The sequence below is a fragment of the Microbispora sp. CA-135349 genome, assembly GCF_050947365.1.
Lineage (GTDB): Bacteria > Actinomycetota > Actinomycetes > Streptosporangiales > Streptosporangiaceae > Microbispora.
Map to the genome: position 1 here is coordinate 3,520,104 of NZ_CP192001.1, position 14,514 is coordinate 3,534,617.

14 protein-coding genes are annotated in these 14,514 nt (G+C 68.4%); 12 read left to right on the forward strand and 2 right to left on the reverse strand.

Going from position 1 to position 14,514, the window contains the following annotated elements; genetic code table 11:
• Positions 1-67: 67 nt before the first annotated feature.
• From ACQPZZ_RS16490 to ACQPZZ_RS16530, 9 genes are all read left to right on the forward strand, one after another.
• Positions 68-1,444 carry an extracellular solute-binding protein gene (locus ACQPZZ_RS16490; RefSeq protein WP_432932970.1) on the forward strand — a complete coding sequence of 459 codons (1,377 nt, stop codon included), beginning with the start codon at positions 68-70 and terminating at the stop codon, positions 1,442-1,444.
• Positions 1,441-2,391: a carbohydrate ABC transporter permease gene (locus ACQPZZ_RS16495; RefSeq protein WP_432932971.1), complete on the forward strand. Its 951-nt coding sequence runs from the start codon at positions 1,441-1,443 to the stop codon at positions 2,389-2,391. Before ACQPZZ_RS16490 ends, ACQPZZ_RS16495 begins: the two co-directional genes overlap by 4 nt.
• Positions 2,391-3,302 carry a carbohydrate ABC transporter permease gene (locus tag ACQPZZ_RS16500; RefSeq protein ID WP_432932972.1) on the forward strand — a complete coding sequence of 304 codons (912 nt, stop codon included), beginning with the start codon at positions 2,391-2,393 and terminating at the stop codon, positions 3,300-3,302. Before ACQPZZ_RS16495 ends, ACQPZZ_RS16500 begins: the two co-directional genes overlap by 1 nt.
• Positions 3,302-4,369, forward strand: coding sequence for an ABC transporter ATP-binding protein (locus ACQPZZ_RS16505; protein ID WP_432932973.1), 1,068 nt, complete (start codon positions 3,302-3,304; stop codon positions 4,367-4,369). Before ACQPZZ_RS16500 ends, ACQPZZ_RS16505 begins: the two co-directional genes overlap by 1 nt.
• Complete coding sequence (locus ACQPZZ_RS16510; RefSeq protein ID WP_432932974.1) at positions 4,369-5,445, forward strand: ABC transporter ATP-binding protein; 1,077 nt, start codon at positions 4,369-4,371, stop codon at positions 5,443-5,445. The genes ACQPZZ_RS16505 and ACQPZZ_RS16510 overlap by 1 nt, the downstream gene beginning before the upstream one ends.
• Before the next feature lie 87 nt (positions 5,446-5,532).
• Positions 5,533-5,670: a hypothetical protein gene (locus ACQPZZ_RS16515; RefSeq protein ID WP_432932975.1), complete on the forward strand. Its 138-nt coding sequence runs from the start codon at positions 5,533-5,535 to the stop codon at positions 5,668-5,670.
• Positions 5,671-5,746: 76 nt separating this feature from the next.
• Positions 5,747-7,207, forward strand: a complete 1,461-nt coding sequence (locus tag ACQPZZ_RS16520; RefSeq protein WP_432932976.1) for an NAD-dependent succinate-semialdehyde dehydrogenase — start codon at positions 5,747-5,749, stop codon at positions 7,205-7,207.
• Positions 7,204-7,554 (forward strand): hypothetical protein, encoded by a 351-nt coding sequence (locus ACQPZZ_RS16525; RefSeq protein ID WP_432932977.1) that lies wholly within the window; start codon positions 7,204-7,206, stop codon positions 7,552-7,554. The genes ACQPZZ_RS16520 and ACQPZZ_RS16525 overlap by 4 nt, the downstream gene beginning before the upstream one ends.
• Before the next feature lies 1 nt (position 7,555).
• Positions 7,556-8,791, forward strand: coding sequence for an iron-containing alcohol dehydrogenase (locus ACQPZZ_RS16530; protein ID WP_432932978.1), 1,236 nt, complete (start codon positions 7,556-7,558; stop codon positions 8,789-8,791).
• 589 nt (positions 8,792-9,380) lie between these two features.
• On the opposite strand, the gene ACQPZZ_RS16535 is transcribed toward ACQPZZ_RS16530, so the two are convergent.
• Positions 9,381-10,412: an inorganic phosphate transporter gene (locus tag ACQPZZ_RS16535; RefSeq protein WP_432932979.1), complete on the reverse strand. Its 1,032-nt coding sequence runs from the start codon at positions 10,410-10,412 to the stop codon at positions 9,381-9,383.
• A 140-nt stretch (positions 10,413-10,552) separates the two neighbouring features.
• On the reverse strand, positions 10,553-10,801 hold the full coding sequence (locus ACQPZZ_RS16540) for a hypothetical protein (protein WP_432934419.1): 249 nt from the start codon (positions 10,799-10,801) through the stop codon (positions 10,553-10,555).
• A gap of 804 nt (positions 10,802-11,605) precedes the next feature.
• On the opposite strand from ACQPZZ_RS16540, the gene ACQPZZ_RS16545 reads away from it, so the two are divergent.
• The 3 genes from ACQPZZ_RS16545 (at position 11,606) to ACQPZZ_RS16555 (ending at position 14,446) form a co-directional block, all read left to right on the forward strand.
• Positions 11,606-12,334, forward strand: coding sequence for an aquaporin (locus ACQPZZ_RS16545; RefSeq protein ID WP_432932981.1), 729 nt, complete (start codon positions 11,606-11,608; stop codon positions 12,332-12,334).
• Between the two features lie 195 nt (positions 12,335-12,529).
• The gene (locus ACQPZZ_RS16550; protein ID WP_432932982.1) at positions 12,530-14,206 is read left to right on the forward strand and encodes an OPT/YSL family transporter; all 1,677 of its coding nucleotides are present in this window, start codon (positions 12,530-12,532) and stop codon (positions 14,204-14,206) included.
• Between the two features lie 105 nt (positions 14,207-14,311).
• A complete protein-coding gene (locus ACQPZZ_RS16555) occupies positions 14,312-14,446 on the forward strand; it encodes a hypothetical protein (RefSeq protein WP_259402773.1) in 135 nt (44 codons plus the stop codon).
• Positions 14,447-14,514: the final 68 nt, after the last annotated feature.

A 14,514-nucleotide genomic window follows, 5' to 3' on the forward strand; every position in this document is an offset into this window, starting at 1 on the left:
CCAGAAAGCAGGCAAGAGGATGCGGTATCCGAAGCGAATAGGACGACTGTCCGTTCCCGGTCGAACGGTGCGGCTGGCGACGGCGGCCATGTTGATGGTCACGACCATGGCGGCTTGCGGCCAGGACGACGGCGCGCAGGCGGGCGCCCCCAAGGCGCCGGCGACCGTCCCGGAGCTCACCAAGGACCCGCTGACCCTCAAGTTCATCTGGTTCGACTGGCCGCCCGCTCACGCGCTGGAGGACTTCGCGAACGCGGAGTACAAGAAGGTGCGGCCGAACGTCACCGTCAAGGTCAACACCGTGCCGAACGCGAACTGGCACGACGCGATGTTCACCCAGTTCGCAGCGCACAAGACCGACTTCGACATCGCGATCCTGGACTCGCAGCACATCGGCGAGGCCGTGACGAACGGCAACATCCTCGACATCACCGACTTCGTCAAGAAGAACATCGACGTCAAGGCCTACAACCCGTACCTCCTGGCGGCCTACGGCCAGTACCCGCAGGCGGAGACCGGCAAGCGCGACGAGAACGCCAGCTTGTACGGCCTGCCGCTGCTCGGCGACACCTGGACGATGATCTACCGCAAGGACCTGATCGGCGACAAGCCACCGCAGACGTGGGACGAGATGATCTCGGTCGCCGAGAAGTGCCAGGCGGACAACCCCGGCGTCAGCGGGCTGGCTTTCCACCAGGCCAACGGCTCCGACGCCGCGGCCGTCACCTACAACACGGTCAACGGCGTCTACGGCGGCAACCTCTGGGACGCCAAGACGCGCAAGATCGACGGTGTTCTCAACGACGCTGCGGGCCAGGAGGCGATGGACGTCCTGGTCAACAAGATGAAGCCGCTGACCGCCAAGGGCTCCGGCAACTGGTTCATCGACGAGGTGAACGCGGCGGTCGCCCAGGGCAAGGCGTGCATCGCGTTCAACTGGATCGCCGCGAGCGGCGGCCTGCTCGACCCGAAGCAGTCGACGCTCGGCACCACGCGGGAGCAGATTCTCGACAAGCTGGGTTTCGCCCCCCTGCCGAGCCAGAAGACGAACCTGGTGCCTCTCGGCGGCATGGGGATGCACGTGTCGGCCTACTCGCCCACGGCGAACCAGGCGGAAGCCCTGAACTTCATGAAGTGGTTCGAGCAGGCTGACATCCAGAAGAAGTGGGCCGCGGCCGGTGGCGTGCCGGCGCGTACGGACGCCCTGCAGTCGCCCGAGTTCCTCAACGCCGGGCCGTTCAACAAGGTGTACGCCGACTCGGTCGCGCGGATGCGGGACATGTGGAACGTACCCGAGTACGCGCGCCTCGTCGACATCGAGAACACCAACGTGAACGCGGCTCTCAACGGCGCGAAGAAGCCGAAGGACGCGCTCGACGAGATCGCCAAGCAGCAGCAGAGCGTGCTCGACTCCGGCAACCGCAAGGGCGGCGGCGGACTGTGAGTGACCCCGTCCCCCTGACGACCGACCACGGGCAGGTGGCGTCCGCGACGCCGCCTGCACCGGGCCGGGCCCGCCGCCGCTTCGGCGACCGCGGGCTCGCCGTAACCTTCATCTCTCCGGCGCTGCTGCTGTTGCTCGCAATGTCGGTGTTCCCGTTGCTGTGGGCGTTGTACCTGTCCTTCACCGACTACTCGGCCACCCGCGGGGGGCCGGCCCACTTCGTCGGGCTCGAGAACTACACCGCCATCCTGACTTCGGCGCAGGTCCACCTGAGGGCCTTGACGACGTTGGTCTACGTGGTCGGCGCGGTCACCCTGCAGACCGTGCTGGGTTTCTCCATCGCCTACCTGATCGCGCGGCGCACGCACGGGCGAGGAGTGCTGACCACTCTGTTCCTGGTCCCGATGATGCTGTCGCCGGTCGTGGTCGGGCTGTTCTGGCGATTCATGCTCGACGCGCAGTTCGGCGTGATCAACAGCATGCTCGGCTCGCTCGGCCTGGGACAGGTGGAGTGGCTCACCCAGCAGCGGACGGCACTGCTCTCCCTGATCGTGGTCGACACCTGGCAGTGGACGCCGTTCATCATGCTCATCGCACTCGCCGGCCTCACCGCGGTTCCCAAGTACCTGTACGAGGCCGCCTCGATCGACCGGGCGTCCGAGTGGTTCCGGTTCCGCACCATCACTCTTCCGCTGGTGTGGCCGCTGCTCCTCATCGCCGTGTTGTTCAGGGCCATCGAGGCATTCCGGCTGTTCGACCTCGTCTACATCCTCACCAACGGTGGTCCCGGAGTCTCCACCGAGACGTTGTCGTTCCACGTCTACAAGGTCGGGTTCCTGGGCTTCAACACCGGAACCGCCTCGGCGTACGGGATCCTCATGGTCCTCATCGTCATCGTCCTGACGCAGCTCTACCTGCGCTACTTGAACAAGCTCAAGGAGGACTGATGGCCGTCTCCGTCGACGAGGCCGTGTCCACGGGTCCTGCCCGGGACAACACGCCCTCCGCGCGTCGCTCCGGCGGCCGGGGCCGCGCCGTGCTGGAGGTCGCGCTGCTGGCCGTGCTGGCCGTCGTGATGCTCTTCCCGGTGCTGTGGATGATCGAGACGTCCATCAAGGAGAACCGGGACGTCTACGCCATCCCGGCCAAGTTCTTCGACTTCAAGGTCACTTTGGACCATTTCAAGGACGTGTTCGTCGCCTCCGGCAGCGGTCGCTCGGCCTTGTCCGTCTCCTTCCTCAACTCCGTCGTGGTCGCCGGGGTCTCCACGGCGCTGGCCACCGTGCTGGGGGTCCCCGCGGCCTGGGCCTACTCACGCTTCTCCGTGAAGGCCAAGAAGGACCAGCTGTTCTTCATCCTGTCCACCCGCTTCATGCCGCCCGTGGTGGTCGTGATCCCGATCTTCCTCATGTACCGCCAGGTCGGACTCATCGACAGCAAGCTCGGCCTGATCCTCATCTACGCCGCGTTCAACGTCCCGTTCACGATCTGGATGATGAAGGGGTTCGTCGACGAGGTGCCCGCGGAGTACGAGGATGCCGCCATGCTCGACGGCTACACCCGCTTGCAGGCGTTCTGGAAATTCACCCTTCCCCTGCTTCTGCCCGGCATCGCCGCGACGGCGGTCTTCGCACTGATCTTCTCGTGGAACGAGTTCGTGTTCGCCATCTTCCTTACCTCCAGTGACAGCGTGCGGACGGCCCCACCCGCCATCGCCGGCCTCATCGGCGGAACCACGGTGGACTGGGGTCTCGTGGCCGCCGCCTCCGTGGTGTTCGCCCTGCCGGTACTCGTCTTCGCCTACCTGGTGCGCAAGCACCTCGTCGCCGGTGTGACGCTCGGGGCGGTGCGACGCTGATGGCGGGCATCGAGGTGACCGCCCTGCACAAGCGCTACCCGGACGGGACGGTCGCGGTCGAACACGTCGACCTGTCCATCGGCGACGGCGAGCTGTTCGTGATGCTCGGCCCTTCGGGTTGCGGCAAGACGACCACGCTGCGGGCCATAGCCGGCCTGGAGAGGCAGACGACGGGCGACATCCGCATCGGCGACACGCTGGTCAACGACCTGCCGCCGGCCGAGCGCGACATCGCCATGGTGTTCCAGTTCTACGCGCTCTACCCGCATCTGAAGACCCGCGACAACCTGGCGTTCCCCTTGCGGGCCGAGGGACTGCCCAAGGCGGAGGTGCGCGAGCGGGTCGACGAGGCCGCCCGGCTGATGCGGCTCGGTCCGCTCCTGGACCGGCGACCGCACCGGCTGTCCGGCGGGGAGCAACAGCGCGTCGCGCTTGCTCGCGCCCTGGTGCGACGACCGCGCGCATTCCTCATGGACGAACCCCTCACCAACCTGGACGCGGAGCTGAGGGAGGACATGCGCACGGAGATCAAGCACCTGCAGGGGGAGCTGGGGGCGACGATGGTCTACGTCACCCACGACCAGGTCGAGGCGATGTCGCTCGGGCACAGAATCGCCATCCTCAACAAGGGCCGCGTCGAGCAGGTCGGCACGCCGCTGGAGGTTTACGACCGCCCGGCGAGTCTTTTCTGCGCCGCGTTCATCGGCTCCCCGCCGATGAACCTGATCGAGGTGGAGGTGGCCGACGGGAAGCTGCGCGGTCAGGGCGGACTGGTCCTCACGCCACCGCCGGGCCTGCCGCGCGACCGTCGCCTGGTCGCGGGCGTCCGGCCGGAGGCGCTGGAAGTCACGGAACCAGGGGCGGAAGGTTCGGTCCCGGCCCGCGTGGTCTCGGCGGAGTGGCTGGGCGACGAGATCATCTACGTGGTCGACCACGGCGGTCAGCGCGACGTGCGGGTTCGGATGCCCCCGACTGTCCGTTTCGCCGCTGACGCACCGGTCGGGCTGCGGCAGACCGGCGGGCCCCCGCCGGTGTACGACGTGAGCACGGAAGAGCTGGTGGCCTGATGGGAACCCTGGCAGCGCACGGGCTGTGCAAGTCCTTCGACAAGGTCCAGGCCCTGGACGGGGTGACGCTGGACGTGCCGGACGGCTCGTTCTTCGTCGTGCTGGGACCCTCCGGGGCAGGCAAGACGACGACCCTGCGAGCGATCGCCGGCCTTGAGAAGCTCGACGCCGGGTCGGTGTACCTGGACGGGAGGGACGCGACCGGCGACCCCCCGGCCGCACGCGACCTGGCCATGGTCTTCCAGAGCTACGCCCTCTACCCGAAACTCACGGCGTACGAGAACATCGCTTCGCCGCTGCGGGCACGCCGCCGTTCTTCGAGCGAGATCGCCGCTGCCGTCGAGCGGATGTCGAACCTGCTGCACATCGAACGTCTGCTGCAGCGTCGTCCGGCGCAGATGTCGGGCGGTGAGATGCAGCGTGTCGCCCTGGCCCGGGCGCTGGTCCGTAGCCCGCGCGCGTTCCTCATGGACGAGCCGCTGACGAACCTCGACCTCAAGCTCCGCGTCGAGATGCGCACCGAGCTCACCCGCATCCACCGGAGCCTCGGCACGACCTTCGTCTACGTGACCAACGACCAGGTCGAGGCCTTGTCCATGGCCGACCAGGTCGCGGTCCTCAAGGAGGGGAAGGTGCAACAGGTCGGTACGCCGACCGAGGTGTACGAGCGTCCGGCCAACCAGTGGGTCGCGGGATTCGTCGGAAGCCCGCGGATCGGTCTGCTCGCCTGCCACGCCGAGGGAGATCGTCTGGTCGGCGCGGCAGGCTGGACGCTGCCGCGGCCCCGCTGGACCACGGCTGAGAACGGCCGTCCGCTGCTGCTTGGCCTGCGCTCGGAAGACCTGTCCGTCGAGCGGCGCGGGGACGCGTCGTTGCCGGGTGAGCTCTACGGCCTTGAGCCGCTCGGTGACCGGACGGTGGTCGACGTCCAAGTGGGGACGGAGATCCTCAAGGTCAAGGCGCGACCCACCTTCACCGGTACGCCGGGCGAGCGGCTGCAGGTCATGGTCGACCTGGACCGTGCGCACCTGTTCGACGCGGGCACCGGGCTGTCGCTGTCCGAGGCCGGGAGGTAACCGCCCGGGAGGTAACAGCCCGGAAGGTAACAGCACAGGGCGGCGACGTCGACATGCGCCCGCACGTGGCAGTCGAGCCTCGGCGCCATGGGTGAGCACGGCCTGACGACGCCGAAGCAGCCATGGCCCGGGAAGGCGATCGGCGGCGCGGGGCGTCGCCCTGCGGCGAGGGCCGTCGCCACGTTCGACCCGCTCGGCGATCTCGACCCCGACGAGGCCGTGTGACCCGTTCGTCAACGCGCGTGGCGCGATCGCCGAGGTCACGCTGGACATCACCAAGAACATCTCAGGAGGCGACGCAGTGAGTGACCCGATGAACGTCCTGGCCCCCGAGCACCGGCGGCTCCGGATCGGCGACGCCTGGCGCGACGCCGCCAGTGGAGCCACCTTTCCCGTCGAGGACCCGGCGACCGGCAAGACCATCGCCGAGGTGGCGGACGCCGGCGTCGTCGACGGGCTCGCCGCTCTGGACGCGGCGAGCACGGCGATGGCGGAGTGGGCGGCGACCCCGCCGCGACAACGGTCAGAGTTGTTGAGGGCGACGTACCTGGCGCTGACCGAGCGATCCGAGGAGGTCGCCCGGCTGATAACGCTCGAGATGGGCAAGCCGCTCGCCGAGGCTCGGGCAGAGGTGGCCTACGGCGCCGAGTTCTTCCGTTGGTTCGCCGAGGAGGCGGTGCGCGTCGAGGGGCGTTACAACACCGCTCCCAATGGTGGATATCGCGTCCTCACCGTGCCGAAGCCGGTCGGACCGTGCGTCTTCGTGACGCCCTGGAACTTTCCGTTGGCCATGGGCACCCGCAAGATCGCTCCGGCGCTGGCGGCGGGCTGCACGACGATCACCAAGCCGGCCGCCCAGACGCCGCTCACCATGCTGTTCCTGGCCCGCATCATGGAGGAGGTCGGCGTACCCCCGGGCGTCGTCAACGTCGTGACGACCAAGCGTTCCGGCGAGGTGGTCTCGGCACTGCTGGCCGACCGCCGGACCCGCAAGCTTTCGTTCACCGGATCGACCGAGGTCGGGCGCGTGCTGCTACGGCAGGCGGCGGACAACGTGCTGCGCACCTCCATGGAACTGGGCGGCAACGCGGCCTTGATCGTGTGTGCCGACGCGGACCTGGATGTCGCGGTCGACGGCGCCATGGTGGCCAAGATGCGCAACATCGGGGAGTCCTGCATCGCGGCCAACCGGATCTACGTCGAGGAGCCGGTGCGCGAGGAGTTCACGGCGCGCTTCGTCGAGCGGATGGGCGCGCTCTCGGTGGGCCATGGTCTCGACGACGGCGTGAACGTCGGCGCGTTGATCGACGAGCCCTCGGTGACCAAGATCGACGAGCTCGTCACCGACGCGGTCGGTCGCGGCGCCCGTGCCCTGGTGGGCGGCGAGCGGCCGGATGGGCCGGGCCACTTCTACCCGCCCACGGTCCTCGTCGACGTGCCCGAGGACGCGCAGATCCTGCAGGAGGAGATCTTCGGCCCGGTGGCGCCGATCATCTCGTTCACGTCCGACGACGAGGTGATCGCGAAGGCCAACGACACCGAGCACGGCCTGGCCGGCTACGTCTTCACTCGTGACCTCCAGCGGGCGCTCCGGTTCGCCGAGGGGTTGGAGACGGGGATGATCGGCATCAACCGTGGTCTGATCTCTGACCCGTCTGCTCCGTTCGGAGGCGTGAAGCAGTCCGGGATCGGCAAGGAGGGGTCGCACGAGGGCATCCTCGAGTACCTCGACGTCACCTACGCGGCGATCGACCTACCGTGACCGGCCTGCTGCTCAGGGTGCCCGCCGAGGACCACCGCGCCCCGTGCACACATGACCTGACCGGCCTCCACCCGTGGGGCGGGACCCCGGTCATGGTCGGCACGAATCCGCCGGCACCAGGGGACACCGTCCTCGATTCCGGCGGGGTGCGCGCCACAGACACGGCCGCGGCGGTGGAGGGGGCGACCAGCCCTTTCGGCGTTCCCCAAGGCCACGCCCTCAGGCTCGTGATCGAGGTGCAGGTCGCGACCTCGACTCGCACCGCCCTTGGCGACGATGTCCCGGTCTCGCAGGCGACCTGGACGTCCGCCCAGCAAATCACCGCCGACGTTCCAGAGAGGCACTGACATGCTTGAGACCGTCCGCGGACCACGCCAGCTGATAGTGGGCGAAGGGGTCGCGCAGAACATCCCACGAGTGGTGGCCGAGTGTGGCTCGCGAGTCCTCATCGTGACCGACCGGTTTCTTCTGGGGCAACCGGGTGTGGCCGAGATCGTGGCCGCCGTGCGGGAGAAGGTCGCAGTCGTCGGGGTGTTCGCCGACGCGACTCCGGATGTGCCACTCGCCGATGTCGCCCTGGCCGTCTCGGCCGCCGCAGAGGTGGACGCCGACGTGATCCTCGCCATCGGGGGCGGCACGGTGATCGACCTCGCCAAAATCGTCGGCGTGATCCGGCGCCACGGTGGGACGCCGCGCGACTTCTACGGCGAGTCGAAGGTGCCGGGGCCGACGTTTCCTCTCGTCGCGGTCCCGACGACGTCGGGCACCGGCTCCGAGCTCACGCCCGTCGCGGTGTTGACCGACCCGGACCGCGAGCTGAAGGTGGGGGTCTCCAGCGTCCACATCGTGCCCGACTTCGCCATCGTCGACCCCGAGCTCACCTACTCCTGCCCTGCGACCGTCACCGCCCACTCCGGCATCGACGCGTTCTGTCACGCGGTGGAGAGCTACACCGCGCGACCCCGGCCCCACGGACCGCGCGACCCGGTGGAGCAGGTCTTCCTCGGCCGCAACGCGATCACCGATCACTACGCGCTCCTGGCCGCGGAGCGGATCGCCCGCAGCCTGCCCCGTGCCGTCAGGGACGGAGGCGACAAGGACGCGCGCGCGGACATGTCCTATGGGTCCATGCTGGCCGGGCTCGCATTCGCCCACGCGGGCACCGCGGCTCCGCACGCCCTCCAGTACCCCATCGGCGCAGCCACCCACACGCCGCACGGCCTGGGCGTCGGGCTGCTGCTGCCCTACGCGCTGGACGCGGCCAGGGATGCCATCAGCGACCGGCTGGCCATCCTCGCCCGGGTGTGCGGGCTCGACGTGACCGACGCCTCGGACGCCGAGGCCGCGGATACGTTCCTCACCTGGCTCGACGGGCTCCTCGCCGACATCGGCATCCCTCGCACCTTGGCGGACATCGGCGTGGCACGCGCCGACCTCCCGCGCTTCGCGGAGATGGCCAGTGGCGTCACCCGCTTGATCCAGAACCATCCAGGCCCGGCCGACACCGCCAGCCTGACCGCGATCCTCGAAGCGGCCTGGAGCGGGGACCGGACCCGACACGTCCTGACTCCGGGGCAGAGATAGTGACGGGCCTTTCACATGACGACGAGTTCCCTCTCCTACCCTGAGTATCCGAAATGTCGGCTACGTCTTAATTGAGCCGCCCATTGCCAGGCCTGGCGCACGGCTGCACGCCCACCAGGCCTGGCCACGGCCTCAACAGCCACAACCCCGCCGGCCCACCTCGCTCCACGCGGTGACATAACGTCATCATTCCGCTGCGGATAGACCAACGCGAGTGAGCAGCCGAATCAATCGCATCTGCTCCCGGCCCCGACCGGGCCGGTCACCACCCCAAGATCATTTCACTGCCCGCCCAACAGGTGGCCGGCGCTTCGGGCCTCGTCGCCCGTCCGCCCGGATGGGCCCCTGCGCGTCAAAACAGGGTGTCAAGCGGTCGTGGGTTCAAATCCCGCCGTCCCGACACTGTTCATTGTCATCGGTGTCGAGCCGGCCCGAACGCGGCAGGGCGCCGCACCCGACCGGCTCAACCGGCATCTTCGCGAGCTGGCGTAGGCCCGGCCTGCACGCCGCCTCGGTCCACCACACCACCTGCCGCTCTGGGATTGCCGCCGGCCGCCAGGAACGGCGGCAATCCCGTCTGCTGTGCCCGTTACGAAAGCAGTAGATACGCTCCTGCGGCTACGGCGGCGGCGACAGGCGGTGTGCACAACCATGCGATCAGAAGGTCACGGACCGTCTTCTTGTTGAGCCTGGAGAGATCGTTGGCCGCGATGCCGGAGATGGCCCCCGCCGACACCTGCGTGGTCGACATAGGCAAGCCCAACATGGCGCCCAGCCCGACGAGGCTCGCGGTCGTGAGGTTGGCGGTGAAACCTTCGACATGAGGAATCTTGATAACGGAGTACGCGAGCCGGTCGGCGATGCGAGAGCCCGCCACAACACCTCCGATGGCCATGGCCGCGGTGACGGCGAACAGCAGGCCGGTCGGGGTCATCCCGCCCACCAGCGCGAAGGAGCCGATAGCAACGATCTTTGGCGCGTCGTTGAGGCCCCGGGCGAAGCTCGCCAGGCCGCTTGTCGCCCAGTGCGCGATTCCGATGACTTGCTGCGTTCTGGTCGGCTCGACCTGTGTCGTCAGGGTCGCGACCGGCGCCGCACCGCGGTCTGGGACCGGAGCCTGGATTCTTTCCTTTCTCGCAGTACGGATCGTCACGACCTTCCGGGTGATGATCCCTAATACGGCTGAGATGGCGTAGGCCACCAGGATGCTCAGCAGCAGCGGCTGCACGACCTTCCCGAGCAGTCCGTTCCACTCGACCGCGGAGCCGGCGAACAAGCTTCCCGCGCCGAGAAGCGAGCCGACCAGGGCATGGGTGGTGGAGACGGGCAATTTCAGGACGGTAGCCAAGACGACCCAGAAGATGGTTCCGATCAGCACCGCGACCGTGAAAGCCGGGGTGGGCTTGGCGGAGACGATCCCTTTGGAGAACAGATCGGTCATCTTGGAGGCCAACGTCAACGAGACGAGGCAGCCGAGGGTGGTGGCTACGGTGCCCCACGCGATGGCCGTGCGGATTTTCGTCACGCCCGCGCCGGCGAGCGTGGCGACACCCTTCGGTACGTCGTTCGCTCCGTTGGCGGCGGCCAGTAAGAGCACGAGCAGAAGTACGAGCACTTCCATGGGCATGCCTCCGGGGGGTAGCGGTGCTGGTGGGGGAGCGCGCGCATCGAGAGGTATGGCTGGACCGGACTACACGTCCGCGGGCATCAGACCGAAGAGCAGTCTCGAAACCGGCGCATCAGGCGCCGTCTTCCACAGGGTCAGCAGCCGCAGTTGCCTTCTACGTCGGCGCACGTCCTGCGGCCGGAGTGGCGCCGCCCGGCCACGTACCAGTTGCAGCCCTGCGCCGTGAGCGACCGCGGGGAACGGTCCGTGGTACAGCGCACCGGCGCCGTGGCGGACTGACACATGTCGTCGTTGATGTCGACTCTCAGAACGGAGCCGGCTGGACCGAGGGTCTGTGTGGCGATGAAACAGACCTTCCCGGCGCCGCTGCCCAGGTCGAGCACCCGCTCGCCCGGTCGTACGTAGCTGACGGGATCTCCGCGGCCGTAATCCTTCTCCAATACATCTGAGGGAGTTTCCGCAAGGTCTCGCGGATCGGGGCAGCACGGGACCGCCTCGGGGACCCGCGACGCGGCGCTGTAAAGCTGTAGCGTTGTTGTACGGCCTGTTCGACGTTAACGCTCAAATCACCGGCCTTTGGATCGTAGATCCCCTGCCCGACGGCAATAGCGTCGGGACTGTCGGAGCTATCGTCAAGACCTGGGGATGAAGATCCTGTGAACGGCTGTTGACTGATCCTCGACGGCCGGTGATTCCTCGAGCCGCTCGACGGCGCACCTTCGACGGGCGTGGCCCCGGCGCGGGCCAGGGCGACGAGATGGGGCGCGTTGACCGCGCCGGCGCTTCCGCGCCGCCTCGATCAGCTTTGAAGGCCATCGCCAGTCCGGCCGTGCGGGAACCCGGCCCCTTGGTGACCTTGGTGCTATGCAGACGGTGGCGAAGGTCGACTCGCTTGCCCGCGCCGACCGACTGCTCAGCAACAGCATATTTTCGGCTGTCCGGAGATGGGCCATCGCGGTGCCTGGCTCTCGGCGCGGCGGTCGGGTGAACCTCCCGGAAATTGGCGCTACCAAATCGCATCGATATCTGTAAATATCAGTTCGGATGGTGCTGAAAGCGGCGCGTCGGGTCAGGTGACGACAGGTCGACTGGTGTGGTGCGGCAGGACGTCATGCGGTATGTCGTGTCAAGGGGAGGCCTAGCGTGCGTGGCTCGGCAGCACGTCTCGACCGGATCGGTGATTTTTGGTGAGCCCGGCGTTGCCTCGCCGGGCGCTGGCCGAGTACGTGGGCACGCTGCTGCTGGTGACGGTGGTGGTCGGGTCGGGGATCATGGGGCAGGAGCTTTCGCCCGATGACGCGGGGCTCCAGCTGCTGGAGAACTCGACGGCGACGGTCTTCGGGCTCGGGGTGCTGATCCTCGTTCTCGGCCCGATCTCCGGGGCGCACTTCAATCCGGTGGTCACGCTGGCCGACTGGTGGGTGCACCGCAAGCTTTCGCTCTCCGACGTGGGGGTCTACGCCGCCGTGCAGATCGCCGGCGCCATCAGCGGGGCCGTGCTGGCCAACGCGATGTTCGGCAAGGCCGCCGTCACCTGGTCCACACACGACCGCTCGGCCGGGAACCTCCTGCTCGGTGAGCTGGTCGCCACGGCGGGGCTGGTGCTCGTCATCTTCCTGCTGGTCCGCGCGGGGAACGCCCGCCTGGCACCGGTCGCGGTCGCCTCCTATATCGGCGCGGCGTACTGGTTCACCTCGTCGACCAGCTTCGCGAACCCGGCCGTGACCATCGGCCGGGCCTTCTCCGACACCTTCGCCGGGATCGCCCCGTCCTCGGTGCCCGGGTTCGTCGTCGTCCAGCTGATCGGCGGCGTGATCGGTCTCGCGCTGGTCGCCGGGCTGTACGGCCGGGATCCGGGTGCGGTGACGGCCGGACGGGTAGAGGCCGACCCCCTGCTCGCCGATCGCACGCTGTGATCTGGCGGAATTGGCGGACATGCTGTATGGCGTAATTCCGAAAAGTATCGTAATCGGCATGTAACATGAGCCGCGTGCATGAATAGGAAATCTTGTCAAGACCCTTGACCATTGCCGTCGGCCCCTTTTAATGTGCATTTGCCGCATACATCGATAGTTATCAATGTAGTTCACCTGGTCGAGATGGGGGGCGCTGTGGGAGGAAAGGAGCGCACCGCATCCTCCGCTCCATCGCATTCGACTCCGGGAGTAGACGCTCTCGCCGGCTGGCGGGGATCGTACGTCTGGGCCACGCTCATCGGCCTGGCCATCGGCGTGCTGCTCTGCGTCCTCAACGTGCTGGTCCTGTTCCGCACCGGCACGTCCTTCGGAGGGTCGGCGCTGGTGGCCGCGCTGGGCGCGGCGCTGCTCCGGGTGGCGGGAGCGCTCAGCTGGCAGGGTCTCTTCGTCGTCTTCTCCATCGCGTCCAGCGGATACATGGCCACGGCCGCGCTGGACACCGGCATCGGAGCCGTCGTCCTACGGGCCGGTGAGCTGCCGGCCTGGGGTTTCCTGGTGGTGCTGGCGATGGCCGCGAACGCCGTGGGCATCCTCCTCGGCGGGCTCGTCGCGCGGGCGCTGGTGGTCGCCGAGAGGCTGCCTTACCCGACCCTGAAGCCGGCCATCACCCTGATGGCGTCGCTCAGCAGCCCCAAGGACGGGGAGAGCGACCGGCTCGGCCGTATGCTGCCGATCGCCGCCGGCGTGGGCGCCGCGTCGGCCCTGGGGGTCGCCCTGTGGGGCCACGACGTCACGCCGGAGGTCACGGGCACCCATCTGGCCTTGGCCCTCTCGCCGTTGTTGTACGGGGTCGGGTTCCTCATCGGCCCGCGCGCGTGCGCCTGGCTCGCGGCCGGCGCGGCGTACACCGTCGTCGTGTGGGCGGTCCAGGACGGCACAGAGGGCCGGTCCGTGGCGTACACCGACCATTTGTCCTATCCCTGGGTGCTCGCCGCCGGCGTCGGCATCATCCTCGGCTACTCCCTCGCCTCGATCGCCCGGGTCCGCGGCCCGCTGGCGCGTTCCCTCCAGGGTGGCCGTCTGCTCCCGGGCCGTACGCGGTGGCTCGCCGTCGCCGTCCTCGCGGGAACGGCGCTCCTGGCGCTGGTGTACCCGTCCCTTCTGCGCTACCTCGGCTACGGCCTGCTCGGCGTCGTGCTGCTCGCCGTGATGACCGTGTTCCTCACCCGGGCCGGCGGCGAGATCGGGCTGGTGCCGTTGTCCCCGGCGCTGTACTTCAGCGTCGTGGCCTTCGCCATTTCCGGCGCGGACCAGACGGCGGCGTTGCTCATGGCCTCGACCATCTGTTGCGCGGCCCTCGCCGCCGTGTACTTCACCTACTCGGTGAAGGTCGCCCACGACCGTCCCGAGGGCCTGCACGAGCCGCCCAGGCGGCTGACGGGCTGGACGCAACTGGCGGGCGGCCTGGCCGGCGCCGTGGTCGGCGTCCTGGTGATCGCGGTGCTCAGCCGCGCGGGTGTGCTCGGAGGACGTTCCTTCCCCGCCCCTGTGGCCACCGCGGTCCAGTTCGTGGACGCCACCGTCCGGGGATCGACCGCATACCCCGCCACCGTGGCCCTCGCGCTGGGCGTTTCCGGCCCCCTGGGCCTGGGCCTGGCCTTCACCTCGGCCATGCCCACGATGATCGGCCTCGGAGTGCTGCTTCCCCCCGCAGACTCGCTGACCCTCGCCGCCGGAGGTCTGACCCAGTGGCTGCTCACCCGCCGCAACCCCGGGCGGCGCAGTGGCACCGAGATCGTCGCCTCCGGCCTGATCATCGGCGAGGGCCTGATCACCGTCGCGGTGCTCATCGTGCGGGAGGTCCTGAGGTGACCCGCCACCTGGGGCACGCGCCCCACCAACGACTCTCTCCGCCATGTCGCGGCGGGGAGCGGGCCGGAGAGCGCGGCAGAGATCACAGTGGAGGAGGTGATACCTATGATCGCCATTTCCATGATCGAGAACGCCGAAGTGTCCGAGAAGCAGACCGACTGCTGCACCGCCATGCGCGGCCGGAAGAACCTCGACGTCGTGACCAGCATCATGGCCAACGACCCCGACGGCTGCGAGTGACCGTGGCCGGCGGACCGTACGACACCGGTATCCCCTGCCGCGCCCTCCAATTCCCGGCCCACCCCCTC

Excerpts from the sequence above, each read along its gene's own strand:
- ACQPZZ_RS16500 (WP_432932972.1), top strand. The coding sequence starts at position 2,391 with ATGGCCGTCTCCGTCGACGAGGCCGTGTCCACGGGTCCTGCCCGGGAC.
- ACQPZZ_RS16505 (WP_432932973.1), top strand. The coding sequence starts at position 3,302 with ATGGCGGGCATCGAGGTGACCGCCCTGCACAAGCGCTACCCGGACGGG.
- ACQPZZ_RS16510 (WP_432932974.1), top strand. The coding sequence starts at position 4,369 with ATGGGAACCCTGGCAGCGCACGGGCTGTGCAAGTCCTTCGACAAGGTC.
- ACQPZZ_RS16515 (WP_432932975.1), top strand. The coding sequence starts at position 5,533 with ATGGGTGAGCACGGCCTGACGACGCCGAAGCAGCCATGGCCCGGGAAG.
- ACQPZZ_RS16530 (WP_432932978.1), top strand. The coding sequence starts at position 7,556 with ATGCTTGAGACCGTCCGCGGACCACGCCAGCTGATAGTGGGCGAAGGG.
- ACQPZZ_RS16535 (WP_432932979.1), bottom strand. The coding sequence starts at position 10,412 with ATGGAAGTGCTCGTACTTCTGCTCGTGCTCTTACTGGCCGCCGCCAAC.
- ACQPZZ_RS16555 (WP_259402773.1), top strand. The coding sequence starts at position 14,312 with ATGATCGCCATTTCCATGATCGAGAACGCCGAAGTGTCCGAGAAGCAG.